Origin of the sequence: Microbulbifer litoralis, from assembly GCF_023634065.1 — a bacterium.
Classification (GTDB): domain Bacteria; phylum Pseudomonadota; class Gammaproteobacteria; order Pseudomonadales; family Cellvibrionaceae; genus Microbulbifer; species Microbulbifer litoralis.
In genome coordinates this window covers 261,055-286,571 of record NZ_JALKCV010000005.1, presented here as the reverse complement: position 1 = coordinate 286,571, position 25,517 = coordinate 261,055, and the positions used below count along the sequence as shown (strand labels likewise).

General features: G+C 66.5%; 22 protein-coding genes. 17 read left to right on the top strand and 5 right to left on the bottom strand.

The window, feature by feature from the left end:
- Nucleotides 1–69: 69 nt before the first annotated feature.
- The 11 genes from MWN76_RS10405 (at nucleotide 70) to entS (ending at nucleotide 17,094) form a co-directional block, all read left to right on the top strand.
- Nucleotides 70–1,314 carry an isochorismate synthase gene (locus MWN76_RS10405; protein ID WP_250461343.1) on the top strand — a complete coding sequence of 415 codons (1,245 nt, stop codon included), beginning with the start codon at nucleotides 70–72 and terminating at the stop codon, nucleotides 1,312–1,314.
- Nucleotides 1,311–2,954, top strand: a complete 1,644-nt coding sequence (locus MWN76_RS10400; protein ID WP_250461342.1) for a (2,3-dihydroxybenzoyl)adenylate synthase — start codon at nucleotides 1,311–1,313, stop codon at nucleotides 2,952–2,954. Before MWN76_RS10405 ends, MWN76_RS10400 begins: the two co-directional genes overlap by 4 nt.
- A gap of 42 nt (nucleotides 2,955–2,996) precedes the next feature.
- Nucleotides 2,997–3,869, top strand: coding sequence for an isochorismatase (locus MWN76_RS10395; protein WP_250461341.1), 873 nt, complete (start codon nucleotides 2,997–2,999; stop codon nucleotides 3,867–3,869).
- A 3-nt stretch (nucleotides 3,870–3,872) separates the two neighbouring features.
- On the top strand, nucleotides 3,873–4,646 hold the full coding sequence (gene dhbA / locus MWN76_RS10390; protein WP_250461340.1) for a 2,3-dihydro-2,3-dihydroxybenzoate dehydrogenase: 774 nt from the start codon (nucleotides 3,873–3,875) through the stop codon (nucleotides 4,644–4,646).
- 43 nt (nucleotides 4,647–4,689) lie between these two features.
- Complete coding sequence (locus tag MWN76_RS10385) at nucleotides 4,690–5,319, top strand: hypothetical protein (RefSeq protein ID WP_250461339.1); 630 nt, start codon at nucleotides 4,690–4,692, stop codon at nucleotides 5,317–5,319.
- Nucleotides 5,316–6,977 carry a PepSY-associated TM helix domain-containing protein gene (locus MWN76_RS10380; protein ID WP_250461338.1) on the top strand — a complete coding sequence of 554 codons (1,662 nt, stop codon included), beginning with the start codon at nucleotides 5,316–5,318 and terminating at the stop codon, nucleotides 6,975–6,977. The genes MWN76_RS10385 and MWN76_RS10380 overlap by 4 nt, the downstream gene beginning before the upstream one ends.
- Nucleotides 6,974–8,212: an enterochelin esterase gene (gene fes / locus MWN76_RS10375; RefSeq protein WP_250461337.1), complete on the top strand. Its 1,239-nt coding sequence runs from the start codon at nucleotides 6,974–6,976 to the stop codon at nucleotides 8,210–8,212. The genes MWN76_RS10380 and fes overlap by 4 nt, the downstream gene beginning before the upstream one ends.
- Nucleotides 8,213–8,282: 70 nt before the next feature.
- Nucleotides 8,283–8,504, top strand: a complete 222-nt coding sequence (locus MWN76_RS10370; protein WP_250461336.1) for an MbtH family protein — start codon at nucleotides 8,283–8,285, stop codon at nucleotides 8,502–8,504.
- Complete coding sequence (locus tag MWN76_RS10365; RefSeq protein ID WP_345780066.1) at nucleotides 8,501–14,743, top strand: amino acid adenylation domain-containing protein; 6,243 nt, start codon at nucleotides 8,501–8,503, stop codon at nucleotides 14,741–14,743. The genes MWN76_RS10370 and MWN76_RS10365 overlap by 4 nt, the downstream gene beginning before the upstream one ends.
- Nucleotides 14,695–15,771, top strand: a complete 1,077-nt coding sequence (locus tag MWN76_RS10360; protein ID WP_345780068.1) for a thioesterase domain-containing protein — start codon at nucleotides 14,695–14,697, stop codon at nucleotides 15,769–15,771. Before MWN76_RS10365 ends, MWN76_RS10360 begins: the two co-directional genes overlap by 49 nt.
- Before the next feature lie 60 nt (nucleotides 15,772–15,831).
- Nucleotides 15,832–17,094, top strand: a complete 1,263-nt coding sequence (gene entS, locus MWN76_RS10355) for an enterobactin transporter EntS (protein ID WP_250461334.1) — start codon at nucleotides 15,832–15,834, stop codon at nucleotides 17,092–17,094.
- Nucleotides 17,095–17,101: 7 nt separating this feature from the next.
- Here the strand turns inward: entS and MWN76_RS10350 are convergent, their stop codons facing one another.
- From MWN76_RS10350 to gpmI, 5 genes are all read right to left on the bottom strand, one after another.
- A complete protein-coding gene (locus MWN76_RS10350) occupies nucleotides 17,102–17,362 on the bottom strand; it encodes a DUF6316 family protein (RefSeq protein ID WP_250461333.1) in 261 nt (86 codons plus the stop codon).
- A gap of 106 nt (nucleotides 17,363–17,468) precedes the next feature.
- Entirely contained in the window at nucleotides 17,469–18,818 is a 1,350-nt protein-coding gene (locus MWN76_RS10345) for a S41 family peptidase (protein ID WP_284500357.1), read from the bottom strand.
- A gap of 140 nt (nucleotides 18,819–18,958) precedes the next feature.
- Nucleotides 18,959–19,318: a DUF488 domain-containing protein gene (locus tag MWN76_RS10340; RefSeq protein ID WP_250461332.1), complete on the bottom strand. Its 360-nt coding sequence runs from the start codon at nucleotides 19,316–19,318 to the stop codon at nucleotides 18,959–18,961.
- Between the two features lie 53 nt (nucleotides 19,319–19,371).
- A complete protein-coding gene (locus MWN76_RS10335) occupies nucleotides 19,372–20,559 on the bottom strand; it encodes a murein hydrolase activator EnvC family protein (RefSeq protein WP_250461331.1) in 1,188 nt (395 codons plus the stop codon).
- A 5-nt stretch (nucleotides 20,560–20,564) separates the two neighbouring features.
- Nucleotides 20,565–22,112: a 2,3-bisphosphoglycerate-independent phosphoglycerate mutase gene (gene gpmI / locus MWN76_RS10330; RefSeq protein WP_250461330.1), complete on the bottom strand. Its 1,548-nt coding sequence runs from the start codon at nucleotides 22,110–22,112 to the stop codon at nucleotides 20,565–20,567.
- Between the two features lie 191 nt (nucleotides 22,113–22,303).
- Between gpmI and MWN76_RS10325 the strand changes: the two genes are divergently transcribed.
- From MWN76_RS10325 to MWN76_RS10300, 6 genes are all read left to right on the top strand, one after another.
- On the top strand, nucleotides 22,304–22,735 hold the full coding sequence (locus tag MWN76_RS10325; RefSeq protein WP_250461329.1) for a rhodanese-like domain-containing protein: 432 nt from the start codon (nucleotides 22,304–22,306) through the stop codon (nucleotides 22,733–22,735).
- A 10-nt stretch (nucleotides 22,736–22,745) separates the two neighbouring features.
- A complete protein-coding gene (gene grxC / locus MWN76_RS10320) occupies nucleotides 22,746–22,997 on the top strand; it encodes a glutaredoxin 3 (RefSeq protein ID WP_250461328.1) in 252 nt (83 codons plus the stop codon).
- Nucleotides 22,998–23,151: 154 nt separating this feature from the next.
- Entirely contained in the window at nucleotides 23,152–23,652 is a 501-nt protein-coding gene (secB, locus tag MWN76_RS10315; protein WP_250461327.1) for a protein-export chaperone SecB, read from the top strand.
- Nucleotides 23,653–23,819: 167 nt separating this feature from the next.
- The gene (locus tag MWN76_RS10310) at nucleotides 23,820–24,170 is read left to right on the top strand and encodes a GFA family protein (protein ID WP_250461326.1); all 351 of its coding nucleotides are present in this window, start codon (nucleotides 23,820–23,822) and stop codon (nucleotides 24,168–24,170) included.
- 42 nt (nucleotides 24,171–24,212) lie between these two features.
- Nucleotides 24,213–24,617 (top strand): acyl-CoA thioesterase, encoded by a 405-nt coding sequence (locus tag MWN76_RS10305; protein WP_345780065.1) that lies wholly within the window; start codon nucleotides 24,213–24,215, stop codon nucleotides 24,615–24,617.
- 23 nt (nucleotides 24,618–24,640) lie between these two features.
- A complete protein-coding gene (locus MWN76_RS10300) occupies nucleotides 24,641–25,510 on the top strand; it encodes an SDR family oxidoreductase (RefSeq protein WP_250461324.1) in 870 nt (289 codons plus the stop codon).
- Nucleotides 25,511–25,517: the final 7 nt, after the last annotated feature.

The window sequence follows — 25,517 nt, the reverse complement described above, 5'->3', positions numbered from 1 at the left end:
TTGGCGCCGCCTGTGGGGGCGACAACCGGATGGCAACAAGAGTCGGGTCAATACCATCGGGAGCCAGTCATGAAAAGCCAGGGTGTCGGCACGGAGTCCGCCGCACTGCCGCAGGCAGGGGAAGCCGCCGAGTTCCAGTTTCTGTCGTCCCACTGCGCGATTCGCGCGCGGGGCATCTTTGAATCAATCCGTATTCCCGTTCACCAGAACAGCGCCGGCGACGCGCATTTCCAGCGGCAGCTGCGCGATGCCTTCGGCCGGGCGCGGGCCGCTGGAATCGCCAACCCTGTCGCCATCGGTGCGATTCCTTTCGATCTGTCGCAACCCTGCCAGTTGGCGATACCGCGCCGCTACGAGGTGTTCTCCCGCGAGCGGGAATGCCGCCCCGATGCGGATGCGGCACTGCCGGTGCGGCTCCTGCAGCGGGAGAGCCTGCCGGATGAAGCGCGCTTCAAACAGTCGGTGCGCCAGGCGATCGCCAACTTCCAACTGAGTGATATACGCAAGGCGGTGCTGTCGCGCATCCTGCGACTGGAACTGGAGAAAAAACTGGACCTGGATGCGTTCTTCGCGCGCCTGCTGGCCCAGAACCCTTCCGGCTACCATTTCCGCCTGCCGCTGGCCGACGGTTCGGAACTGATCGGCGCCAGCCCGGAATTGCTGGTGCGCCGCCAGGGGGAGCGGATTTTTTCCAACCCGCTGGCCGGCTCGGCGAAGCGCCGCGCGGATTCGGTGGAAGATAAAAAAGTGGGCGAAGGCCTGCTGCAGTCGGCCAAGGACGCCTCCGAACACCGGCTGGTGATCGAGGATATCCGCCGCCAGTTGCAGCCGCTGTGCGAACAGCTGGAAATTCCGGACGGTCCGCAGTTGATGAGCACCCGCGCCATGTGGCACCTGTCCACGCCGATCGAGGGCCGGCTGGCCGACACCTCGTTGTCCGCCCTGCAGGTGGCCTGCCATCTGCACCCGACCCCGGCCCTGTGCGGCTATCCCACCCGCCAGGCGCACCGGCTGATCCAGCTGGTGGAACCGTTCGAGCGCGGTCTGTTTGGCGGCATCGTCGGCTGGTGCGACGCAGAGGGCAACGGCGAGTGGGCGGTGACCATCCGCTGCGGTATTTTTTCCGGCCGGCGCGCGCAACTGTTTGCCGGTGCCGGCATCGTCGAGGATTCGGATCCGGACAGCGAGTGGCTGGAGACCGAAGCCAAGCTGCAGACGATGCTGGCGGCACTGGGCGTCGAACAGCATGCGCCGCGGTCCGGGCCGCGCAGCGCGGGGGAAAATGCACCGGCGCTGGCGGAGGCTCAGGTATGAGTGCACGACCGCTTCCGTTCACCCCCTGGCCGCGGGAGCTGGCCGCGCGCTACCGCGCCGCCGGCTACTGGACCGACAGGCCCATGACCGACCTGGTCGCGCGCGCGGCCGATGCGCAGGCGCCGGCGATTTTCTGCGGCGAGCGCAGCTTTTCCTACGGCGAGCTGGACCGCCTGTCCACACAACTGGCGTGCGCGCTGTACCGGCGCGGCCTGCGCGGCGGCGATACGGCGCTGGTGCAACTGCCCAATGTGGCGGAGTTCTACCTGGTGTTTTTCGCCCTGCTGAAACTGGGCGCGGCGCCGGTAAACGCGCTGTTCAGCCACCGGCAACTGGAACTCGACGCCTACGCCGAACAGTTGCGCCCGGCGCTGCTGATCGGCGCCGCCGCACAGCCGCTGTTTCGCGATGGCACTTTTGCGCAGTCGCTGCGCGGGAAAATACCGGAACTGCAACTGACGCTGATGCTGGGCGAGACCGATTACGCGGAAAACCTGGCAGACCTGTTGGTGGAGACCGATCCCCGCTTCCCGGCCGCTGAAACCGCGAACAATTTCGCCCCGTCGCCCGCGGACCAAGTGGCGTTTTTCCAGCTGTCCGGGGGCAGCACCGGCACGCCCAAACTGATTCCGCGCACCCACAACGACTACTACTACAGCGTGCGTGGCAGCGCCGAGATCTGCCGCCTCAACAGCGCCACGCGCTTCCTGTGCGCACTGCCGGCCGCACACAATTTCCCGCTCAGCTCCCCCGGTGCACTGGGCGTTTTCTGTGCCGGCGGCGCCGTGGTGCTGGCACCGTCACCGGAGCCGGGGCACTGCTTCCGCTTGATCGAGCGGCACAGGGTAACCCTGGCCGCGCTGGTGCCATCCGCGGTGCTGCTGTGGCTGGAAGCTGCGCAACAGGCGCACGCCCGTGCGCAACTGGCGAGCCTGCAACTGCTGCAGGTGGGCGGCGCCAGTTTTGCCGAGGCTACCGCGCTGCGGGTGCCGGCGGAACTGGGCTGCCGCCTGCAGCAGGTATTCGGCATGGCCGAGGGCCTGGTCAATTACACCCGCCTCGACGACACCCCGGACCGTCTCTTCACCACCCAGGGTCGCCCCATGAGCGATGCCGACGAAGTGCGCGTGCTGGACGGCGACGGCCGGCCGGTGGCCGACGGCGCAACCGGCCTGCTGCACACTCGCGGCCCCTACACTTTTCGCGGCTATTTTCAGGCGCCGCAGCAGAATGCACAGGTGTTCGACCGCGACGGCTTCTACTGCTCCGGCGATCTGGTGCAGCGCGATGCCGGCGGCTACCTGCGCGTGGTGGGGCGGGTGAAGGACCAGATCAATCGCGGCGGCGAAAAAATTGCCGCGGAGGAAGTGGAAAACCTGCTGCTCGGCCACGCCGGCGTCACCGGCGCGGCGCTGGTGGCGGCCGCGGATGCGCGCCTCGGGGAAAAGAGCTGCGCCTTTCTGGTGCTGTCGGACCCGTCATTGAAGGCGCCGGCGCTGCGCCGCTACCTGCGTGAACTCGGGCTGGCGGACTACAAGCTGCCGGACCGTTTCCGCTTTGTCGACGCGCTGCCGCTGACCGCGGTGGGCAAGACCGACAAGGTGCAGTTGCGCCGCCAGCTCGCCGATTCGATCGCCTGACCGCGGGCGCGAGTGCGTCAATCACACGATAAGGATGTTGCCATGAGTATTCCCTCCATTCCCGCCTACGACCTGCCCGGCGAACTGCCGCCGAACCGCGTCGACTGGCAGCCGGACCCGGCGCGCGCGGTGCTGCTGATCCACGATATGCAGGATTACTTCCTGCGTTTCTACGGCGCCGACAACCCGCTGCTGGAAAACCTGCTGGCCAAACTGGTGGCGCTGCGTGACTGGGCCCATGCCAACGGCGTGCCGGTGGTCTACACCGCGCAACCGGCGGAGCAGCCGGCGGAAGACCGCGCGCTGCTCAACGATATGTGGGGGCCGGGGCTGACCGACGCCGATCCGGCGCTGGCCGCTATTGCCGCGCCGCTGGCGCCGGCCGCGGACGACACGGTGCTGGTCAAGTGGCGCTACAGCGCCTTCCAGCGCTCCAGCCTGCAGGACCTGATGCGCGAGTGGCGCCGCGACCAGCTGCTGATCGGCGGCGTCTACGCGCATATCGGCTGCATGGCCACGGCGCTGGACGCGTTTATGCGCGATATCCAGCCCTTCCTTGTGGCCGATGCGCTGGCGGATTTTTCCGGCCGCGAGCACCGCATGGCGCTGGAGTTTGTCGCCGGCCGCTGCGGCGCGGTGCTGAATACCGCCGCTATCGTGCAGCCCGCCGAGGCCCTCGGTTTCGACTGGCTGCGGGGCCAGGTGCTGCCGCTGCTGGAAGAGGACGCCGGCGCGCCGGACGGCGGCGACAACCTGGTGGACTACGGCCTCGACTCGGTGCAGGTGATGCAGCTGCTCGGTCGCTGGCAGCAATGCGGGATCAAGCTCACCTTCGAGGACCTGGCCGCCGCGCCGACCCTCGACGGCTGGTGGCAGCTGATCGAACAACAACTCGAGCGGCGCGGGGCGGCCTGATCCATGGCGTACTCTATGGATCTCTCCGCACTGGATTTCAGTGGCAAGAGCGTGTGGGTGACCGGCGCCGGCCGCGGCATCGGCCGCTGCGTCGCCGACGGCTTCCGCGCGCTGGGCGCCGCGGTTACCGGTTTCGATCGCGCGTTTGCCGCGGCGGATTACAGCTTCGTCACCCGCTCGCTGGATATCGCCGATGCGGCGCAGGTGGCGGAGAGCTGCGGCGCACTGCTGCGCGCGGAAAAGGGCCCGCAAATACTGGTCAACGCCGCCGGCGTACTGCGCCTGGGATCGCTGGAGAACATCCCCCTCGCCGACTGGCAGGCCTGTTTCGATGTCAATGTCAGCGGCACCTTTTACCTGCTGCGCCAGCTGATACCGCATTTCCGCGCGCAGCGCCGCGGCGCCATCGTCACCGTCGCCTCCAACGCCGCGCGCGTGCCGCGGATGCAGATGGGCGCCTACTGCGCCTCCAAGGCGGCGCTGGCCAGCCTCAGCCACTGCGCCGGGCTGGAACTGGCGCAATACGGTGTGCGCTGCAACCTGGTTTCCCCCGGCTCCACCGACACGCCGATGCTGCGCGATATGCCGGGCGGCGAGGCGGGTTTCGCGCGCACCATCGCCGGCCTGCCAGAGCAGTACAAGCTGGGTATACCGCTGCAGAAAATTGCCACTGTGGAGGAGATCGCCAACACGGTGATCTTCCTCGCCTCGGATCTCGCCAGCCATATCACGCTGCAGGATATTGTCGTCGACGGCGGCGCGACGCTGGCGGCCTGAGGAATTTCCGCGTGAACAATAAAAACAGGGAGGGACCCAATCCGTGACGCTTTTACTGCTGGTCGTCGCTTTTGCAAGCGGCGCCACGCTGCTCTACCTGAGCCACCGTCACCAGGGCTGGCTGGCGCGACCGCTGTCCGCGCCCTGGGCGCGGTTCGGCGCGCTGCTGTTGCTGGCTGCGCTGCTGGCGGGCTGCACCCTGTATCCAGTCAATACCACAGTCTGCGCCTTCCTGGTCGGCCTGATGCTGGTGTGGGGCCTGCTGCCGTTTGTGCCGTTGCTGCGGGAAAAAACCGGGGGAAACACTGAGATGATTTCGCAAACCGCCGCCGGCAAAACCGCGGAAAACAATACCGTAGAAAAAAAAGTCATGGGGAAAAAGCCGCGCAAAAAACTGCAGCCGGACTGGTGGAGCAAGAGTGTTGCCGGCGCCGTTCTGGGCCTGAGCCTGGCGCTGGCACTGTCCGGCCTGTTCGCCTGGCTGGGACCGGGCGGTATCGGCGCACCGAATAAAGTGCAGTTCAATATGTGGCTCATCGCCCCGCTGTGGATGCTGGTGTTCAGTTTTGTCTACCTGATTCCCAGCGGCCGCCGCGCGCTGCTGTGGCTGGGATCCGCCAACCTGTTGGCCTATGGGTTGCTGTTGATCGCGCAGGGGAGGTGGCCACTGTGAAAGTGCACAGCGATATCCTGCGAGTCTACCGCAGCCTGCATACCTGGGTGGGCATCTGTTCCGGGCTGCTGCTGTTTATCGGCTTTTTTGCCGGCGCGCTGACCATGTTCAAGCAGCCACTGGACCGCTGGATCAGCCCGCCGCCGCAACAGATGGCGCAGCTGGATGCGGCGCAGCTGGACGCGCTGGTGCCGCGGATTCTGGCCGCACACCCGGCGGCGCGGCACGAATTTACCCTGGAGCTGCAGCGGCGCGAAGACGTTGCCGCGCCGATGCAGTGGAGCGAAGGCGGGAGCGGTCGCGAGCTGGCGCTGTCCGGCAACCGCTGGCTGGCGAGCCTGGATGCAAAGGGCGCGGTGGTGACCGAGGCGGTGACGCCGTCGCTGTTCGGTGACCTGGTGGATATGTTGCACCGCACCGGCGGCATCCCCGGCTTTCTCGCCGACGAATATCTCGGCGTCTACGTGTTGGGTATTGCCGGGGTGCTGTATTTCCTGGCGCTGGTATCCGGTGTGATCCTGCTGCTGCCGACATTGGTCAAGGATTTCTTCGCCTTGCGCCCGGGCAAAAACAACAAGCGCTTCTGGCTGGATGCGCACAATATTGTCGGCATCACCAGCCTGCCGTTTCATATCGTCATCAGCCTGACAGTGATCGTGTTCGCGTTCCACGACCAGTTTTACGATGCGCTGAACGAAGTGGTCTACGCGGATGCCCCCATGTTCGGCCCGCGCGCCGCGACCGCGGAAGCCTACGCATTCAAAGACCTGCTGCCACCTTCGCAGCTGATAGAGCGGGTGCGCGCGGAGGCGCCGGGATTCGAGGTCACGGATCTGCTGTATATGGGGCTGGAATCGCCGCGACCGCTGGTACGCGCCGGCGTCTACGACGCGGCCGCACTGGTGCATGGCCCCATCACCGGCTATGTGGGCATTCACCCCTACACCGGCGAGATTACCATGACCGATATGCTGCCGGGCAAAACCGATACCTGGGGCGGTATCGTCAATTATTTCTTCGCGCTGCACTTCGGCAGTTTCGGCGGCAACCTGGTGCGCTGGATTTATTTTTTCCTCGGCCTGAGCGGCGCATTCCTGTTCTACTCCGGCAACCTGCTGTGGATCGAGCGCCGCCGCAAAAAAGCCCGGCGCAACGCCGCCGCAGGCACAGCGCCAGAGCAGTCGCGCAACACCCGCTGGATGGCCGCGGCCACGGTTGGCATCTGCCTCGGCTCGGTGATCGGCGTCTGCCTGGCGCTGGTGGCTGGCAAATGGGCCAGCGCCTTTGCCGACAATATCAATCACACTTATCTCACCGTCTACTACAGCGGTTTCCTGCTCGCGGTTGTCTTTTCCTGCTGGCGCGGCGCCGCTGCCGCCTGGCAGCTGCTGCTGGCCTGCGCCGCCAGCTGCGCGCTGATTCCGCTGACTTCACTCGCAGCCGTGTTGTTGCCCGGGCTGGGACTCTGGGCGCACGGCAGCGCCGCGGCGCTGGGTGTGGATATCACCGGCCTCGCCGGCGCGCTGGTTTTTGCCTGGGCCGCGCGCCGCAGCCGGCGGCGCGCACTGGGCGGCGGCCGCGACAGCGTCTGGTCGGCAGTCCCGGCGCAAGCCGGTGACACTTCAAGCGAGAACGCCGGCGAAGGGGAAATGGCGTGAGTGCGGTGATTGCCAGACCCGCCGCTGCGCCGCCGGAGCTGGATGGGGCGCAGCCGGGCAGCGATCGCTGGTGGCGGGCGCTGGCGCACCGCGGCGCGCCGCTGCGCGAGCCGGCGGAAGGGGACAGCCAGTGGGTGACTTTCTGCTGGCGCCAGCCACATGACCGGGCGACAGAGCACAGCGCCACACGCGCGGTATTTATCGATGTCTACTCGCACACCCCGCACCCGGTGCACCAGGGCCCCACCGCGCTGCAGCAGCTGGCCGGCACCGACCTGTGGTACTGGCGCGCACGCCTGCCGCGAGACTGGTGCGGCAGTTATTTTTTTGCTCCGGCCACTGAAGAGGATCTGCCGGTGCCGGAGCCGTTGGGCGAGCGCCGCCGCTGGTGGATCGACCTGATCGAACGCCGCGCCCGCGCCGATGTGCTCAATCCCGAGCCGCCCCACAACGGCGGTTGGGGCCAGCCGCTGTCCGGTATCTACCCGCAGGCGCCGCGCTACCCCGAAGCCGAACCGGCGGGTGAGCGGGTCGAGCACCGGTGGCAGAGCCCGCGGCTTTCGCGCGCGCGGCGCACCTGGCTGTACCGGCCGCGCCCTTCCGCCGGGCCGCTGCCACTGGTGCTGTTGCTGGACGGCCACTACTGGATCAAACAGCGCGGCCTGCTGGCGCAGCTGGACCAGTTGACTGCAAGCGGTGAACTGCCGCCGGCGGCCTACCTGTTTATCGACTCGATCGACGGCGCCGCGCGCGGGGAAGAGCTGCCCTGCAACGCGGCATTCTGGCTGGCACTGCAGGAAGAACTGCTGCCGGCCCTGGAACAGCGTGCAGCGCTCAGCCGCGACCCGGCGCGCACATTGGTAGCCGGGCAGTCCTTCGGCGGCCTCGCCGCCGTCTACGCGGCGCTGCACTGGCCGCAGCGGTTTGGCCTCGCGTTCAGCCAGTCTGGTTCCTTCTGGTGGCCGGATATCGACGACTGCGGCAGCGGCGGCCAGCTGGCGCAGCAGTTGCGCGACGGCGGTGTAGCGGAAACAAACAAACAAAAAAACAAACCGCGTTTTCTGCTCGAGATCGGCCAGTACGAAAGCGACATGCTCGCCGACAACCGCGCCCTGCGCGACGCTCTCGCCGCCGCCGGCTGCGAAGTGCACTACCGCGAATTTGCCGGCGGCCACGACTGGCTCTGCTGGCGGCGGGGATTGTTGGCGGGTATTGCCGAGCTGCTGCAAGAGTAAAAATTTTTCGCGCTCCGGAAACAGCGATCCAAAGGATGCTTTCCGGAGAGATATTTTCAGGGAGACAGCGATGACTACGGACAATTACACCAATCCCTTCGACAGCGACGAACACCCTTTCCGCGTACTGCTGAACGGCGCCGGCCAGTACAGCCTGTGGCCGGATTTCGCCGCGGTGCCGGCGGGCTGGCAGGCGGTGCACGGCCCGGCGGCGCGGGCGGAGTGCCTCGACTATGTCGAGCGTCACTGGCAATCGATCAATCCGTTTGCCGGGGTGGAGGTAAAGCAGTGACTGTTGGTGAAACCACGGGGTTGACCGAGACCCAGGAGGGCATCTGGTACGCGGACCGGGTCGGCGAGGCGCAGAACACCTATGTCATCGCCCACTGTATCGAATTGCCCGGCGCGGCGGATGTGGCACTGTTGCAGGCGGCCATTCGCCGCGGCCTCAGCGAGGCGGATACGGTGATCGCCCGCTACGGCGCCGAGCGCCCGGAACAGGCGTTGCGCCAGCTGCGGGCAGAAGACATCGCTGCGCCGGAATACCGCGATCAAGCGGCGCTGGCCGATAACGGCGACGCCGCCTGGACTGAGATCCGCGCCGATATGCGCGCGCCGCTCTCCTGTGTCGGCGCGGACTCTGCCTGCTGCCAGCGCATTTACCGCGTCGCCGATAGCGCGGGCAAAACGCAGTTGCTGTGGTACCAGCGCTACCACCACATCATGCTGGACGGCTTCAGCTTCGTCGCCCTGACCCGCCGCATCGCCGCCATCTATTCGGCGCTGGCCGCCGGCGGCGAGGTACCGGCATCCGCGCTGGTGCCGGTCACCGAAGTGCTCGCGGAACAGGCCGCGCACCGCGCGTCGCCGAAGTGGCAGCAGCAGCGCGAGTTCTGGCGCAGTTACCTCGACGATGCGCCGGCGCCGGTCAGCCTGGCGCGCGCGGCGGAGCGCGAAACGCCGGCAGCGGCCGGCGTCGAACTGTGCCTCCACAATATCCAACTGCCGGCGGACACCCTGGAAAGGTTGCAGGTCGCGGCCGGGGACCGCCTGGCGGCGCCGGACCTGTTGCTGGGATTGCTGGCGGCCTACCTGTGTCGCGTCAGCGGCCAGTACCACCAGGTCGTGGGCGTGCCGTTTATGGGGCGCATGGGTTCGGTGGCCGTGCGTTCGCTGGCGCCGGTGGTCAATGTGTTGCCGGTGCGGGTGGAACTACAACCGCAGCTGGACCTGGCCGGCTGCGCGCGCGCGTTCAAAAAAGCCCTGGCGCGGGTCCGCCCGCAGCAGCGCTACCCGGCGGAGCAGATACAGCGCGACCGCGGCCAGCTGCAGTCGTTGTACGGCCCGGTGATCAACTACAAGCCGTTCGATTTCGAGCTGGATTTCGGCGGCCACCCGGCGGAAACCCACCAGTTGGCCACCGGCCCGGTGGACGACCTGGAATTCGGCCTGTTGATACGCGGTGATGCGGTGCAGCTGGAACTGCGCGCCGACGCGCGCGGCTATACCGCCGCCGACCTGGCGCGCCACGGCGAGCGGGCGGCGCAACTGCTGCAACAGTGGCTGGCGCAGCCGCAACAGAAACTCGGCGAGCTGCCGCTGCAGACGCCGGCCGAGGCCGCGGCCATCGCGCGCTGGTCGCGCGGCCGCGTGTTCGCGCTGGACGGCAGCAAAGAGACGCTGGTGGACTGGCTGCCGGTGTGGGCGCGGGAAAAACCGCGCGCGACCGCGCTGGTGTGCGGCGACACCCGCTACGATTTCGACGCGCTGCAGCAATCCGTCGCGCGCCTGAGCCGCCTGCTGATTGACGAGGGTGCCGGGCCCGGGCGCGCGGTGGCACTGGCGCTTCCGCGCTCGGCGGAAGCGGTGGTCGCGCTGCTGGCGATATTGAACAGCGGCGCCACGCTGCTGCCGCTGGACCTCGACTACCCGCCGGAGCGCATCGCCACCATGTGCGAGGACGCCAGCCCGGCGCTGCTGCTCAGCCGCCGCGAGGTGGCGCTGGTGCTGCCGGCGGGTATCCCGCGGCTCGATCTCGAAGACCTGGAAGCGCGCCGGGCGGATTTCCCGGGCGCGCCGCTGCGGCCCTGCGAGCGCCTGGCACCGATCGGGCTGGACACCGTGGCCTATGTGATTTTCACCTCCGGCAGCACCGGTCGACCCAAGGGCGTGATGAATACCCAGGGCGCATTGCTGAACCTGTTCAGCTCCCACCGCGAGAGTTTCCTGCTGCCGGCGCTGGAACAGTTCAACCGCCGCCATCCCGACCGCGCCCTGCGCGCCGCGCACACCCACTCGTTTTCCTTCGACTCCTCGTGGCTGCAGATTTTCTGGCTGCTGCTCGGCCAGGAATTGCATGTGTTCGACGAAGAGGAACGCCGCGATGCCTACGGCCTGGTGCAGGCGGTGGAGCGGCGCAAAATCGACGCCTTCGACCTGCCGCCGTCCTTCCTCGCGCAGATGATCAGCTGTGGCCTGTTTTCCCCGGGGCGCCACAGGCCCAGCCTGGTGCTGATCGGCGGCGAGGCGGCGCCGGCGGCGCTGTGGCGGCAACTGCGCGCGCAGCAGCCGGCACTGCTGGCGCACAACCTCTACGGCCCCACCGAGTACACCGTGGACGCGCTGCGCGCGCCGCTGGATATCAGCGCGGCGCCGGTGGTGGGGCGCCCGATCGGCAACACCCGCGCCTATGTACTGGATGCGCGCCTGCAGCCGGTGCCGCTGGGCTGCACCGGTGAACTGTATATCAGCGGCAATGGCCTGGCGCTCGGCTACCTGGCCCGCGGCGGCCTCACCGCCGGCCGCTTTGTCGCCGATCCTTTCACTGGCGACGGCCGGCGCATGTACCGCAGCGGCGACCTGGTGCGTTGGAATGGCGACGGCCAGCTGGAATACCTGGGCCGCAGCGACGATCAATTGAAAATCCGCGGCCACCGGGTGGAGATCGGCGAGGTGGAAAACGCCCTGTCGCTGCTGCCGGGCGTGGAGAGTGCGGTGGTGGTGGCGGAGTCGCTCAACAACACCCACCGGCTGCTGGGCTACTGCGCCGTACCCGGACTGGCGCCGGCGGCACAGCGCGCCCGCGGCGCCGAGCTGCAGGCGCAACTGCGCGCGCGCCTGCCGGACTATATGGTGCCGGCGTTGATGACGGTGCTGGACAGTCTGCCGCGCAATGTAAGCGGCAAGGTGGACCGCAGGGCGCTGGCGGCGATGGCGCCGGACATTCAATCGGACGCGCACAGCGCCGCGCCGGACAACGCGCGCGAGGCGCTGTTATGTGAGCTGGTTGGCCAGGTGCTGAAACTGCCTGGCGACGCCGGTGCCGACGACGATTTCTTCGCCCTCGGCGGCGACTCCATTTCCGCGATTGTGCTGTGCACTTTACTGCGCGAGGCCGGCTATAGCCTGAAACCCAGCCGCGTGTTCGCCGGCCGCTCCGCGCGCAGCATGGCGCTCGACCTGCAGGCGCTCGACGCGGAGACCGCCGTGGCGGCCGGGCCGGGTTGGTCCATCGATGCCGGACAGATGGAAACCCTGCGCCGGCGCCACGGCGACTTCGGCGGTGTCGCGCCGGTGCTGCCGCTGCAGCAGGGCATGCTGTTCCATCTGCACAGCCGCGGCCAGTTGGCGCGCGGCGACGACAACTACAACGCCTTTACCCGCATCGATTTCAACGGCGCCCTGGACGGCGAACGCCTGCGCCGCGCGCTGGACGCGCTACTGGCCCGCCACCCGCAACTGGGCGGCCTGTTCGATACGGAAAGTGGCGCGGAGCCGGTATTCCTGTTGCCACAGCGGGAGTGCGTGCGCTGGCCCTGGCAGTTTGCCGACCTGAGCGGCCAGTCCGAGGCCGCACGCGCGAAGGCGCTGGCGGAACTGGAGGAAGCGCTGCTGTATCGCGAATACCCCAGCGACCGCTTCGGCGGCATGCTCGGCGCCGCACTGGTCAAGCTGGGCCAGCGCCACTATCGGTTGCTGCTGGTGATCCACCACCTGGTGGTCGACGGCTGGTCGACGCCGCTGTTGCTGCGCGACCTGCTGGCCGCCTACCGCGACAACACCGGCGAACTGCCGCCGCCGGCAGCGGACTACGTCGAGGTGCTGGCCGCACTCGCGGGCCGCGATCTGTCCGACAGTCGCGCTCTTTGGCGGGAAACCCTCGACGGTGTGCAGCCGACCCTGCTGTTCGACGGCGCCGAGCCGTCGGCGCGCGTGCGGGAGTACGAACTGTCACTGGCGCCGGCGGTGACGGAAAAACTGAACGCGGAAATCCGCCGCCGCGGCCTGACCCTGAACGCGGTCATGCAGGGCGTCTGGGCCCAGGTACTGGCGGGCATGACGGGCCGCCGCGACCTGGTGTTCGGCACGCCGGTGTCCGGGCGCAGCGCGGCGATTCCCGGAATCGGCGAGCAGGTGGGCCTGTTCCTCAATACGCTGCCGGTGCGGGTCGCGCTGGATGCGGAAGCTTGCCTGTGGGACCAATTGCCGGCGATCCAGCAGCGCCACAGCCGGCTGCAGGAAAACGACGGCCTGGGGCTGGCGGAAATCCAGCAATTGGCCGGCGGCGAAGCGCTGTTCGACACGCTGCTGGTGGTGGAAAACTACCCCGACAGCAGTTACCTGCAACAGACCCTGGCAGGCGCCGACGGCGCAGCGCTCAGTGCGGGCGAAATCCACAACCGCGGTTACAGCCACTACCCGCTGGCGCTGCTGGCGATTCCCGGCGAATCGCTGACGCTGCTGGTGGAAAACCGCAGCGCGGCCATCGAGGCCGAGTGGATCGCGCGGCGGGTGGAGCGGCTGCTGTTGTCGCTGCTGGAGCAACCGGCGCTGCCGGTGCGGCAGCTGTCGCTGCTGTCCGTGCCGGAACAGCGCCTGGTCGAAGCCGCCAACGACACCGCACACCCGCTGGCAAACACCACACTGGCCGCGCTGCTGGCGCAGCAGGCCGCGCGCACGCCACAGGCGCCGGCGCTGTGCGATGCGCGCGAGCGGCTCGACTATGGCGCCGTGCGCGCCCAGGTGTGCCAGCTGGCGCGGGAGCTGGCCGCGGAGGGCGTCGGCCCCGGCACCGTCGTCGCCGTGGCCCTGCCGCGCTCGGTGCGGCTCAGCCTGGCGCTGTTGGCGGTGATCGAGTCCGGCGCCGCCTACCTGCCGCTGGACGCCGGCTACCCGGACGAGCGCCTCGGCTTTATGTTGCGCGACGCCGTGCCGACGCTGCTGGTGACCGACAGCGAACAGGCGCCGCGCTTCGCCGCACTGGCGCCGACGCCGGTCAAAATCTACGACCGCCTGGCGGACAACCCGCGGGCCGAGCAATTGAACATACCGATTACGGCGGCGCACCCGGCCTACCTGATCTACACCTCCGGCACCACCGGCCGCCCCAAGGGCGTGCTGGTTTCCCACGGCGCCATCGTCAATCGCCTGCAGTGGATGCAGGCGGAGTACCCGCTGGCAGCGGGCGATGTGGTGCTGCAGAAAACCCCGTGCAGTTTCGATGTGTCCGTATGGGAATTTTTCTGGCCTTTAATTGCGGGCGCGCAACTGGCGCTGGCGGAGCCGGACGCACACCGCGACCCGCAGCAACTGGTGCAGGCGGTGGAACAGTTTTCTGCGACCTGTATGCATTTTGTGCCGTCGATGCTGGCGCTGTTCAGCGGACACTGCCGCGATTTCTACCCGCCGGAGCGCGCGCTGTGCCCGAGCCTGCGGCAGGTGTTCTGCAGCGGCGAGGCGCTGACCCGCGCGCAGGTGCGGGATTTTTCCGCGCGCTTCGACGCCGCGCTGCACAACCTCTACGGCCCCACCGAGGCGGCGGTGGACGTGACCTATCGCCCGGCAACGGCAGCCGCTGCCGGCGCCGGTGTGCCCATCGGCCGCCCGCTGTGGAATACCCGCGTGCAGGTACTGGACCAGCAGCTGCGCCAGGTGCCGGTGGGCGCCACCGGCGAGCTGTACCTGGGCGGTGTGCAGCTGGCACAGGGCTACCTGGGGCGCGCGGGGCTGACCGCGGCGCGCTTTGTCGCCGACCCGTTCAGCAGTGAACCCGGCGCGCGCCTGTACCGCAGCGGCGACCTGGTGCGCTGGCTGGCGAACGGCGAGATCGAATACCTGGGCCGCGCCGACGACCAGATCAAGATCCGCGGCCAGCGCGTGGAGCTGGGAGAAATCGAGAGCCTGCTGCGGCAGCAGCCCGGTGTGGCCAGCGCCGCTGTGCAGGGGCCCTCGGCGGCGCCAGCGAGCCCGGCATGGACAGCCGCCAGCTGGTGGCCTACCTGGTGCCCGCGGCAAACAGCGCGCCGGACCCGGACGCGGTGCGCGCCAACCTGCGGGCGCGGTTGCCGGCACACATGTTGCCGGTGGCCTATGTGTCGCTGGAGGCGCTGCCGCTCAGCGCCAACGGCAAGCTGGATCGCCGCGCGCTGCCGAAACCGCAGGCGGAATCCGCGGCGGCGGACGACCGCCAGCAGCGCCTGCCGGTGCGCGGGCTGGAGTCGCGCCTGGCGGAGATCTTTGCCGGGCTGCTGAACGTCGAGCGCGTCTACGCCGACGACGATTTCTTTGCCCTCGGCGGCCACTCGCTGCTGGCGATGCGCCTGGCCGCGGAAATCCGCCGCGACCTGCAGCGGCCGGTGAGCGTCGGCCAGATCATGACCGCGCCGACGGTAGCGCAGCTGGCGGCGTCGCTGAACCGCGCCGGCATGTTGAACGACTTTGGCAGCGAGGGTTTCGACGCGGTGTTGCCGCTGCGTTCCGGTCGCGGCGCACCGCTGTTCTGCTTTTATCCCGGTTCGGGTTTTGCCTGGCAGTACTCGGTGCTGTCGCGCTACCTGAAAAGCGACCAGCCGATCGTCGGTCTGCAATCGCCGCGCCCCGGCGGCCTGATCGCCAGCAGCGCGGATATGCCGGCGCTGATCGAACGGCAACTGGACATCCTGCGCCGCGTGCAGCCGCGCGGACCCTACTACTTGCTGGGTTATTCCCTCGGCGGCACCGTGGCCTACGGCGTGGCGGCGGCGCTGCGCGCGCAGGGGGAACGGGTGGATTTTCTCGGCCTGTTGGATACCTACCCGACAGAGGTGCACGACTGGCAGGACCCGGCCGGCGCCGAGGCGGCGCTGGGTGCGGAGCGGGAGCAGACGCAGCTGCTGGACGAGGCCTTTGCCGGCGACGGCGCGGCGGAATCGGCGGATGCGGAGGACGAACTGATGCGGCGCGAGAAGGCGGCGATGCTGGAGCAGATCTTCGCCAATTACCAGGACGCGGTGCGCCTGCTGTCCGCCGCCAGCACGCCGCGCTACGACGGGCCGGTAACCCTGTTCGTCGCCGGGCAGTCGCTGCCGGAGTACATCCAGCCGGAGCAGGACTGGGCGCGCTACGCCTGCGATGTGGAAATCTTCCACCTGCCGGACTGCGCCCACGAGGACATCATGTCCCCGGATTCGCTGGAAACCCTGGGGCCGCTGCTGGACGAACTGCTGGAACGGGCGGTGATTTTCAGCGGCGCTGGCGAGGCCATCGCGGCAGGAGAAAAACAGCCCGCTGCCCAAACGTAGGGTGCGCCGTGCGCGATCCAGTCCTGCAACGCTCAAAAAAACAAAACGGATGGAAAAACCATGTCGATCAAATCCCTGTTTGTCGATTTCAGCGTGCTGCGGCACAACCGACATTTCCGCAATGTATTTATCGCGCGCACCATTTCCCTGCTGGGCCTGGGCATGTTGTCGGTGGCGATTCCGCTGCAGGCGTATGAACTGAGTGGCGACAGTTTTCACGTGGGTCTGGTGATGGCCATCGAGGGGATCGGGCTTTTTGTCGGCCTGTTGTGGGGCGGAGTGCTGGCGGACCGCCACGATCGCAAAAAACTGATCCTGTTTGCCCGCACCACCTGCGGCTTGGGCTTCGTCGGCCTGGCGGTCAACGCCTGGTTGCCGCAACCGTCGCTGGCGGCGCTGTACGGGTTGGCGCTGTGGGACGGCTTCTTCGGCGCCCTGGGGGTGACCGCGTTGCTGGCGGCGATGCCGTTTATCGTCGGGCGCGAAAACCTGGTGCAGGCGCGCGCGGTGAGCATGGTCAGCTTGCGCCTGGCCACGGTGATCTCGCCGGCGCTGGGGGGCGTCATCATCGCCGCCAGCCATGTGGGCTGGAATTACCTGATCGCGGCGCTGGGTACCGGCCTGACGCTGATCCCGCTGCTGGCGCTGCCATCGATGGTGCCGCAACAGGTGGAAGAGCAGCATCCGCTGCGCGCGCTGGCGCAGGGCTTTGGCTATCTTTTTGGCAACAGAATCCTGTTGAGTGTGGTGGCCGTCGGCACGCTGGTCACCCTGACTACGGCGGTGCGAGTGCTGTTTCCGGAGCTGGTGGAAACTGTCTACGGCGGCGGCGCTTTCGAGTTGGGGCTGATGTATTCGGCGGTGCCGGTGGGGGCCACACTGGGCGCGCTGGTCAGCGGCTGGGCCAGCCACCTGCGCCGGCCGGGGCGGGTGATGCTGCTCTGCGCCAGCGCCACTTTCGCCTGCCTGGCACTGCTGGGCCTGAACCAGAATTTTATTCTGGCACTGCTGCTGCTGGCGCTGTTCGGCTACCTGGTTTCGATTACCTCATTGCTGGAATACAGCCTGGTGCAGGCGCAGACCCCGGATCACTACCTGGGGCGCATCAACGCCATCTGGACGGCGCAGGACGCCTGCGGCGATTCCGTCGGCAGTTTCGGTATCGGTGTGCTGGGTAAATTCCTGTCGTCGCTGGCGAGCATTTTCGTCATCGGTGCCGCCAGCCTGGCATGCGGCCTGCTGATGCTGGCGGGTTGCCGGTCGCTGCGCAACCTCGGGCCTGCGGAAGCGGAGGGGGGCGAAGGCGAGTACGCGGCTGGTTGAGCGGGGTTCAGGGGTTTTGTCTTTTCCGCCAGCGCTTCGCCCGCTGGCTACCGAAAGGATGGATGATCGCGCTGTCTGCCGCGTCACCGGATTCGCGCGGCGGCCCGAACAGCTGGCGCACCGCGCGCTGCGCTTCCTGTCGACAGCAATAGGGCCCGAAACAGGCGCCGCCGCGCACCTGGAAAAACCAGTCGTGTTCCACTTTGAAAAAGCGGTCGGAACGCGGCGGAATGGAGCACTGCTGTTCGCCGGTGCGGTACTGCTGCATGACTACCTTCCAAAACCGTTCGCGGGCAGACTGACAGGGTGAACGGAACAGCCCGTGCGGTTTGGTTTGCGGGCGGACACGGCGTCCGCCCCCGCATCTTTCCGGGTCAGTTGGCGCGGGCGAAACGCTCGCGCTCTTCCCGGTGTCGCTGGGCGTAAAGATTCAGCCCCTTGAGGACATTCAGGGCTTCAAAAATCTGGTTGTCGCGACCGTACCAGTCCTCGCGGTCCTGCATTTCCCGCTTGCGATCGGCGGCGTTGCGATCCTCGCCGCCGTTGCCGTTGCCCAGGTGGCCGGCCAGGTCGGCTTCGGTGGTGCGGCGGGCGGCTTCCAGGCGCGTCACCTTGACCCGCTCGACGACGATATCCGGCGTGATGCCCTGGGCCTGGATGGAGCGGCCGTTGGGGGTGAAGTAGAGGGCGGTGGTCAGCTTGATGGCGCGGTCGCTGTTGATCGGGATCACCGTCTGCACCGAGCCCTTGCCGAAACTGTCGGTGCCCATGACCACCGCGCGGCGGTGGTCCTGCAGGGCGCCGGCGACGATTTCAGCGGCCGAGGCGGAGCCGTCGTTGATTAGTACCACCAGTGGTATGCCGTCGGTCATGTCGCCGGGTTCGGCGGAGTATTTGAGATTGGCGGATTCGGAACGGCCCTCGGTGTAGACCACCAGTCCGCTGTCGAGAAAGGCATCTGCCACTTCGACGGAGGATTGCAGGACGCCGCCGGGGTTGTTGCGCAGATCGATGATCAGGCCTTTCAGTTCGCCGCCTTCCTGCAGCTCGCGGATTTCCGCCGCCACGTCGCCGCCGGTATCCAGTTGGAACTGGCTGATGCGCAGGTAGCCGTAGCCCTTGTCGAGGATTTTGCTGCGCACACTGCGCACGCGCACCGTGTCGCGTTTCAGGGTCACGTCAAAGGGCTCCTTGTGGCCCTTGCGGGCGATGGTCAGGGTCACGCTGCTGCCCTTGGGGCCGCGCATGCGTTCCACCGCTTCATCCAGGCTCACGCCCTTCAGGGATTTGCCGGACAGGCGCAGGATGATGTCGCCGGATTTCAGCCCGGCGCGGGCGGCCGGGGTATCGTCCATCGGCGTGACTACGGTGATGTAGTCGTCCTCGACACCCACCTCGATACCCAGGCCGGCAAACTCGCCGGTGGTGTTCGCCTGCAAATCGTCGAAGGAGGCGCGGTCCAGGTAGGAGGAGTGCGGATCCAGGCCCTGCAGCATGCCCTTGATCGCGTATTCCAGCAGGGTGCTGTCGTCCACCTCCTCTACATAGCCCTGGCGGATCTGTTCGAAGACTTTGGCAAAACTGCGCAGGTCCTCCAGCGGCAACCGGGTTCCGGCTTCGGGAATCAGGTTTTCGCCGGGATCCCCTTCACTGAGACCCATCAGCGGCAGGGCGGTGAGTGCGGCTGCGCCGATGAAGGTGGTCAGCGTCTTGGGAGTGAACATATCGTTGAGACCTCTGCCTTATTTCGTGCTTTCTTTGCGAAAGTGTAGACCGCGGCCGCTGGCAGGGTTTTCAAGTTGGCGGGGAATGCCGCTGCGCGAAAAACGGTTCCTGGTGGCCGTTGCCTCGCGATGCTGTGAATTCAGTGCTGTTGCAGGAACATTTTCAGTGCCACCGCGTTGTTGTGCTGCCAATCCCGCGCGGCGTAGACCAGGGTCAGCGGGCGCCCGTCGCAGGCCTTCCGCAGTGACTGGATCCGGTCCCGCTTGTCGCGCAACTCTTTGTGGTAGCGCTGGTAAAAGGCGGCCCAGAGGCGGGGATCGTGATTGAACCACTGGCGCAGCGCGTCGGACGGTGCCAGTTCCCTGCACCAGTCGTCCAGTTGCAGGGACTCGCGGCTGGCACCGCGCGGCCATAGGCGATCGACCAATACGCGGTAACCGTCTCCCGGTTGCGGCGGTTCGTAGGCGCGTTTGCAGTGTATGGATTTTGGCGCGGGCATGGTGCAAGTGATCAGGTGGTTTCTGATCAGGGTAGCCGCAGGGGGCATATCTATCAGCCGCGACACCAGACGGTGGGGTCCTGCGGTCGGCCGCGGTGGCGGATTTCGAAGTAGACGCCGCTGCGATTCAGGCCGCCGGTGTTGCCGACGCGGGCGATGGTATCGCCCCGCTCCACCCATTCACCCAGGCTGCGGGTCAGGGACTGGTTGTGGGCGTAGAGGCTCATGTAGCCGTCGCCGTGGTCCAGGATCATCAGCATGCCCTGGCCGCGTAGGTAGTCGGAGAAAACCACGCGGCCGCGGTGGATGGCATGCACCGGGGTGCCGGCGTCGGCGCGGATGGTGATGCCCTTCCAGGTGATACCGTTGGCGCGGCGCCGGCCGTAGGCATTGGCGCGGCGGCCGTCCACCGGCCACTGCATGCGGCCGCGCTGTTTGGCGAACGGCTGCTGGTCCTGCGGGCTCACCAGCGAGGCGATGGCGCGGCCGACCTCGTCCACCAGTTTCTGCAGCCGCGAGCGGTCGCTCTTCAGCTGTTTCAGTTCACCGCTTCCGTCGGCCAGCCGTGCGGCCAGCTTGTCCAGTGTCGACTGCCGCGCCTGCTGCGCGCCCACCAGTTGCGTTTCCCGCTGCTGCAGTTGCCGGCGCTCGCTGTCGAGGGTATCGCGTTCGCGCTCTATCGTGGTGCTGACGGTCTGCAGGGAGGAGAGGGTGGCGAGGTAGTCGTCGATGACGCGGCTGCGTTCCTGGAGAAAATACTGGTGGTAGCGGAGCTGGCGGGCGATGTTCTGCGGGTCTTGCTGGTTCAGGAGCAGTTTGACCTGCTCCTGTCTGCCGAGTCGGTAAGCGGCGGCGACTTCCTGCTCGACCCGCCGCTGCATACTTCGTCGCGACTCCTGCAACTGCTGCTGCTCTTTTCTCAGCTCCTGCAACTTCTCGCCGCGGCTTTGCATGTCGCTCTTGATCTGGTCGATGCGCCTGTGCAGCTCGGAGATATCCTTCTCGTTCTCCTCCAGGTCCCTGAGCAGCTGGTCGCGCTGGTCGCGCACCTCACCCAGTTCTTCCTGCAGCGACTCGATGCGCTGCTTGATCTCTTCCAGGCGCGCCTGCTGGTCGTCGTCCGCCAGCGCCGGTGGCGCCGAAAGCATCAGCAACAGGGGGAACACGAGCGCAGCGAGCGCGGCCAATGGGCCGCGCCTGACGGGCGCACTGCGCTGTGCCAGTGGATTTTCAATCGGCATGGCAATCACTCGAAATTCACCAGGCTTTGGCCAGTCATTTCAGCAGGTTGCGGCAGGTGCATCAACGCCAGCATGGTCGGTGCCACGTCCGCCAGGCTGCCGCCGTCGCGCAGGCTGAGTTTGCGCTCGCCGACATAGACGAAGGGCACCGGCAGCGTGGAGTGCTGGGTGCTGACCTGGCCGGAATTCTGGTCGAACATCTCCTCGACATTGCCGTGGTCGGCGGTGATCAGTACCTCGCCGCCGGCGGCCAGCGCGGCTTTGGTGACCCGGTCGACGCACACATCCAGCGCTTCCACGGCCTTGACGGCGGCCTCGAAGACGCCGCTGTGGCCGACCATGTCGCCGTTGGCATAGTTGCAGATGATGGCGTCGTAGTCGCCGCTTTCGATCGCCGCCACCAGCTTGTCGGTCACTTCCGGTGCGCTCATCTCCGGCTGCAGATCGTAGGTGGCCACATTAGGAGACTTGATCAGCTCGCGGGTCTCGCCGCTGTAGGGTTCCTCGCGGCCGCCGCTGAAGAAGAAGGTCACGTGGGCGTACTTCTCGGTCTCGGCGATGCGCAGCTGGGTTTTGCCCTCGTTGGCCAGGTACTCGCCGAGGGAATTCACCAGGGCTTCCGGTGGGAAGGCGCAGCTGGCTTTGATATCGGCGGCGTACTCGGTAGTCATTACAAAGTCCGCCAGTTTCGGCGTGGCCCGGCGCTGGAAGCCGTCGAAGTCCGCCTCGGTGAAGGCGCGGGTCAGCTGGCGCGCGCGGTCCGGGCGGAAGTTCATGAAGATCACTGCATCGCCGTCGGCAATCGGCGCCGGTTCGCCGATCAGGGTCGGCGCCACGAACTCGTCGTTCTCGCCGCGTTCGTAGGCCGCGGCCAGGCCGGCGACCGCGTCCGGCGCGCTGTGCCCGGCCTCGCCCAGGGTCAGCAGGTCGTAGACGGACTGGATGCGGTCCCAGCGCTGGTCGCGGTCCATGGCAAAGTAGCGGCCGGCGATACTGGCCACGCGCGCGTTGCCGACCGAGTCGCACACCTGGCCCAGGCGCGCCAGGGTCGGCTCGGCACTGCGCGGCGGCGTGTCGCGGCCGTCGAGGAAGGCGTGCACATAAATGGCCCTGGCGCCGCGCTGGGCCGCCAGGGTGATCATCGCGACGATATGGTCTTCGTGGCTGTGTACGCCGCCTTCAGACGCCAGGCCCATGATATGCACGGCGCCGTCGTTGGCGATGGCTTTGTCCACGGCGGCGGTGTAGGCCGGGTTCGTGAAAAAGTCGCCGTCCTCGATCGCCTTGTTGATACGGGTGAAGTTCTGGTACACGACCCGGCCGGCGCCCAGGGTCATATGGCCCACCTCGGAGTTGCCCATCTGCCCCTCCGGCAGGCCCACCGCCATGCCCGAGGTCTGGATCAGGGTTTTCGGGCGGCTGGCCCAGAGGCCGTCCCAGACCGGCGATCTGGCTGCGGCGATGGCGTTGTGTTCGGTGTTCTCGCTGTGGCCGAAGCCGTCCAGGATCAGCAGGACCAGGGGGCGTTTGGGGGCGGTTTGGTCAGCGGCCATAGCGATGGATTCCTCTGTCGGTGGATTTACGGGAAGACGCGGATTTTAACCCGATTGCGCACCCTTTAACCACGTTCGGGCGGGGTGCCGGGCGGATCCAGCACACAATTTTGCTGGTTAAGATTTCGCCACAATCGTGTATACTGCCGCCGCAATGGGAGCCGGCCCTGGCCGGTCCCGACAACAGAACAATGAACAGGATTGGGGGCGAGGTGGATTTTTTCGTCTTTATGAGCGAGCAGTGGCTGCTGGTCAGCCTGCTGGCCGTACTTCTCTATGCATTTGCACTGACTGAGCGGCACCGCGCCGGTACCCCGGCGTCGATCCATGAGGTAACCCGGCTGGTCAACGCCGAGGACGCCCGTATCCTGGATGTGCGCGATCGCAGTGAATACAGCGCCGGCCATATCGTCGACGCGGTGCATATCCCCCACGGCGAAGTCGCCGACCGCATCGGCGAACTGGCGGCGCTGAAAGACAAGCCGCTGATCGTGGCGGACAAGATGGGCCAGCACGCCGGCAACGTCGGCCGCCTGCTGAAAAAGCAGGGATTCCAGGTGCGCCGCCTGCAGGGCGGTATGGCCGAGTGGGCCAACCAGAACATGCCGCTGGTGAAGAGCTAGAATTTCCCGTATGCAAGCTGTAGTCATCTATACCACCCGTTTCTGCCCCTTCTGTATCCGCGCCAAGCAGCTGCTGGACAGCAAGCGCGTCGAGTACCGGGAGATCCCGGTGGACAACAACCCGGAGCTGCGCGCGCAGATGGCGGCCAGCGCCGGCAGCCGCGCGGTGCCGCAGATCTGGATCGGCGAGCGGCACGTGGGCGGCTGCGATGAGCTGATGGCGCTGGAGCGCAGTAGCCAGTTGGACGAGTGGCTGAAATAGGTCCCGTCACCAGGCGGCAAAAATGCCGCGATAAACTGGCACAAATTGATTTACCGGCCTTGAAACGGTATTCAACGGCCCCATTTGAAAGGCTTATGAGGGAGTCTTTCTCACGGAAGGCAAGTGATAAACCTATTAATAAACAGGCAGTAACATGGCTGAAGAACAAAACGGCGCAGCGAACAACGCAGAGGCTCCAAACGTCCAATTCGCGATGCAACGCATCTACCTGAAAGACCTGTCCTTCGAGACCCCGATGGGCGCTGAGGTTTTCAAGAAACAGTGGAAACCCCAGGTCAACCAGGAACTGAACACCAAGACCGCCAAGATCGAAGACGATCTGTACGAAGTGGCGCTGACCCTGACCATCACCGTAAAACTGGAAGACGAGACCGCCTTCCTGGTGGAAGTACAGCAGGCCGGCCTCTTCGGCGTGAAGGGACTGGAAGGCCAGCAGCTGGCCCAGGCGCTGAACACCGCCTGCCCGCAGATCCTTTTCCCCTACGCCCGCGAAGTGGTGGACAACGCCGTGACCAAGGGTTCCTTCCCGGCCCTGATGCTGCCGCCGATCAACTTCGACGCCCTGTTCGCCGCGGCCCTGAAGCAGGCCCAGGAGCAGGCGGAAGGCAGCAAGCAAGAGCAGGCCGAAGCCTGATCGCCTCCGCCGCTTGACGCAAAAAGGCCCCTTCCGGGGCCTTTTTTCGTTCCGCGCCCGGCCTGTCGGGCTGCGGTCCGCTGCCCCGCCGCCATCACAGTGTTTTATTTTTTCCCCCGGATCGCATAGGCTCAAATCCCACTCTTTATGAAGCGAGGAGAACCGCTGTGAAGAACTACCAGGGAAGCTGCCACTGTGGCCGTATCGCATTTGAAGTGGAGGGGAACATCGACGAGGTGGTGGAGTGCAACTGTTCCCATTGCAGCAGGAAGGGCTTTCTGCTGTGGTTCGGCCCCCGCGACCAGCTGAAGCTGAAGACGCCGGAATCCGAATCGACCACATACACCTTCAACAAACACGAGATCAAACACCAGTTCTGCTTCGACTGTGGCTGCCAGCCCTACGGCCTGGGGCAGATGCCGGACGGCTCGGCGGTCGCCGCCATCAATGTGCGCTGCCTGGAGGGGCTGGAGCCGTCGAGTCTGGCGATCAAGCAGGTAGATGGACGCAGTTTCTGAATGAATTGGGATTTACCGACTCCTTATGTATGGAGAGTCACGGTGCGGCCGGACCATGTGGACGGCCTGCACCACGCCAACAACGCCGAGTATGTGCGCTGGTGTGAGCGTGCCGCCTGGAATCACAGTGTCGAACTGGGATTGGATGTCACCAATTATCAGGGGCTCGACCGCGGCATGGCCATCCGCCACGCGGAGTACGACTATATACTGGCGGCCAGGGAGGGCGACGAGCTGCTGATCGGCACCTGGCTGACCAGGGTCGACGGGCGTCTCAATATGACCCGGCGCTTCCAGGTGTTCCGCGCCGGCGACGAGGCGCTGCTGCTGCGCGCCCAGTGGCAGATGGTGTGTATCGAACTGTCCAGCGGCAGGCCCAAACGCATGCCGCAGATTTTCAAGGACATCTACTGTCCTGCGGTTGTACCGGCGTCGCAGCCGGGCTGAATCATCCTGATGGGAGAAGAAGCGTGAGCGAACAAGATCCGATCACCCTGACCGAAAACAGCGGCGCCCTGAAAGGCAAGACCATTTTCATTACCGGGGCCAGCCGCGGTATCGGCCGCGCCATCGCCCTCAAGTGCGCCGCCGACGGTGCCAATATCGTGATCGCGGCCAAGTCCGCCGAGCCGCACCCGAAGTTGCCGGGCACCATCCACTCGGTGGCCGCGGAGGTCGGCGAGGCCGGAGGCAGGGCGCTGGCGCTGCAGGTAGACGTGCGCGAGGAGAAACAGGTGGCCGACGCCATGGCCGCGGCCGCAGACGAATTCGGCGGGATCGACGCGGTGGTGAACAACGCCGGCGCCATCAACCTGACCAACGTCGAGTCCACGCCGCCCAAACGCTACGACCTGATGCAGGATATCAACAGCCGCGCGGTCTACCTGACCGCACACCTGGCGATTCCCTACCTGAAGAAATCGTCCAACGGACATATTCTCAGCCTGTCGCCGCCGATCAACCTGCAGCCCAAGTGGCTGGGGCCATTTGCACCCTACGCGCTGTCGAAATTCGGCATGACCATCCTCAGCATGGGGCTGGCGGAGGAGCTGCGCGAGGCGGGCGTCAGCGTGGTCACGCTGTGGCCGCGCACCCTGGTGGCCACCGCCGCGATTGAATTCGCGGTGGGCAATCGCGAGATGTTCGAGCAGAGCCGCAAACCGGTGATCATGGCGGATGCCGCCTATGAGATCCTGAAAACGGAGAACAATGCACTCAGCGGCCGCCAGTTGATCGACGAGGAGTTGCTGGGCGAGCGCGGTGTCAGCGACTTTACCGGTTACGCCCACAACCCGGACAACGCCGGTAACCTGAACGTGGATCTGTTCCTGGATCCGTGAGCGCCGC

Coding starts and splice junctions, on each gene's coding strand:
- MWN76_RS10405 (WP_250461343.1), top strand. CDS start 70: ATGAAAAGCCAGGGTGTCGGCACGGAGTCCGCCGCACTGCCGCAGGCA.
- MWN76_RS10400 (WP_250461342.1), top strand. CDS start 1,311: ATGAGTGCACGACCGCTTCCGTTCACCCCCTGGCCGCGGGAGCTGGCC.
- MWN76_RS10395 (WP_250461341.1), top strand. CDS start 2,997: ATGAGTATTCCCTCCATTCCCGCCTACGACCTGCCCGGCGAACTGCCG.
- dhbA (WP_250461340.1), top strand. CDS start 3,873: ATGGCGTACTCTATGGATCTCTCCGCACTGGATTTCAGTGGCAAGAGC.
- MWN76_RS10370 (WP_250461336.1), top strand. CDS start 8,283: ATGACTACGGACAATTACACCAATCCCTTCGACAGCGACGAACACCCT.
- entS (WP_250461334.1), top strand. CDS start 15,832: ATGTCGATCAAATCCCTGTTTGTCGATTTCAGCGTGCTGCGGCACAAC.
- MWN76_RS10350 (WP_250461333.1), bottom strand. CDS start 17,362: ATGCAGCAGTACCGCACCGGCGAACAGCAGTGCTCCATTCCGCCGCGT.
- MWN76_RS10345 (WP_284500357.1), bottom strand. CDS start 18,818: ATGTTCACTCCCAAGACGCTGACCACCTTCATCGGCGCAGCCGCACTC.
- MWN76_RS10340 (WP_250461332.1), bottom strand. CDS start 19,318: ATGCCCGCGCCAAAATCCATACACTGCAAACGCGCCTACGAACCGCCG.
- MWN76_RS10335 (WP_250461331.1), bottom strand. CDS start 20,559: ATGCCGATTGAAAATCCACTGGCACAGCGCAGTGCGCCCGTCAGGCGC.
- gpmI (WP_250461330.1), bottom strand. CDS start 22,112: ATGGCCGCTGACCAAACCGCCCCCAAACGCCCCCTGGTCCTGCTGATC.
- MWN76_RS10325 (WP_250461329.1), top strand. CDS start 22,304: ATGAACAGGATTGGGGGCGAGGTGGATTTTTTCGTCTTTATGAGCGAG.
- grxC (WP_250461328.1), top strand. CDS start 22,746: ATGCAAGCTGTAGTCATCTATACCACCCGTTTCTGCCCCTTCTGTATC.
- secB (WP_250461327.1), top strand. CDS start 23,152: ATGGCTGAAGAACAAAACGGCGCAGCGAACAACGCAGAGGCTCCAAAC.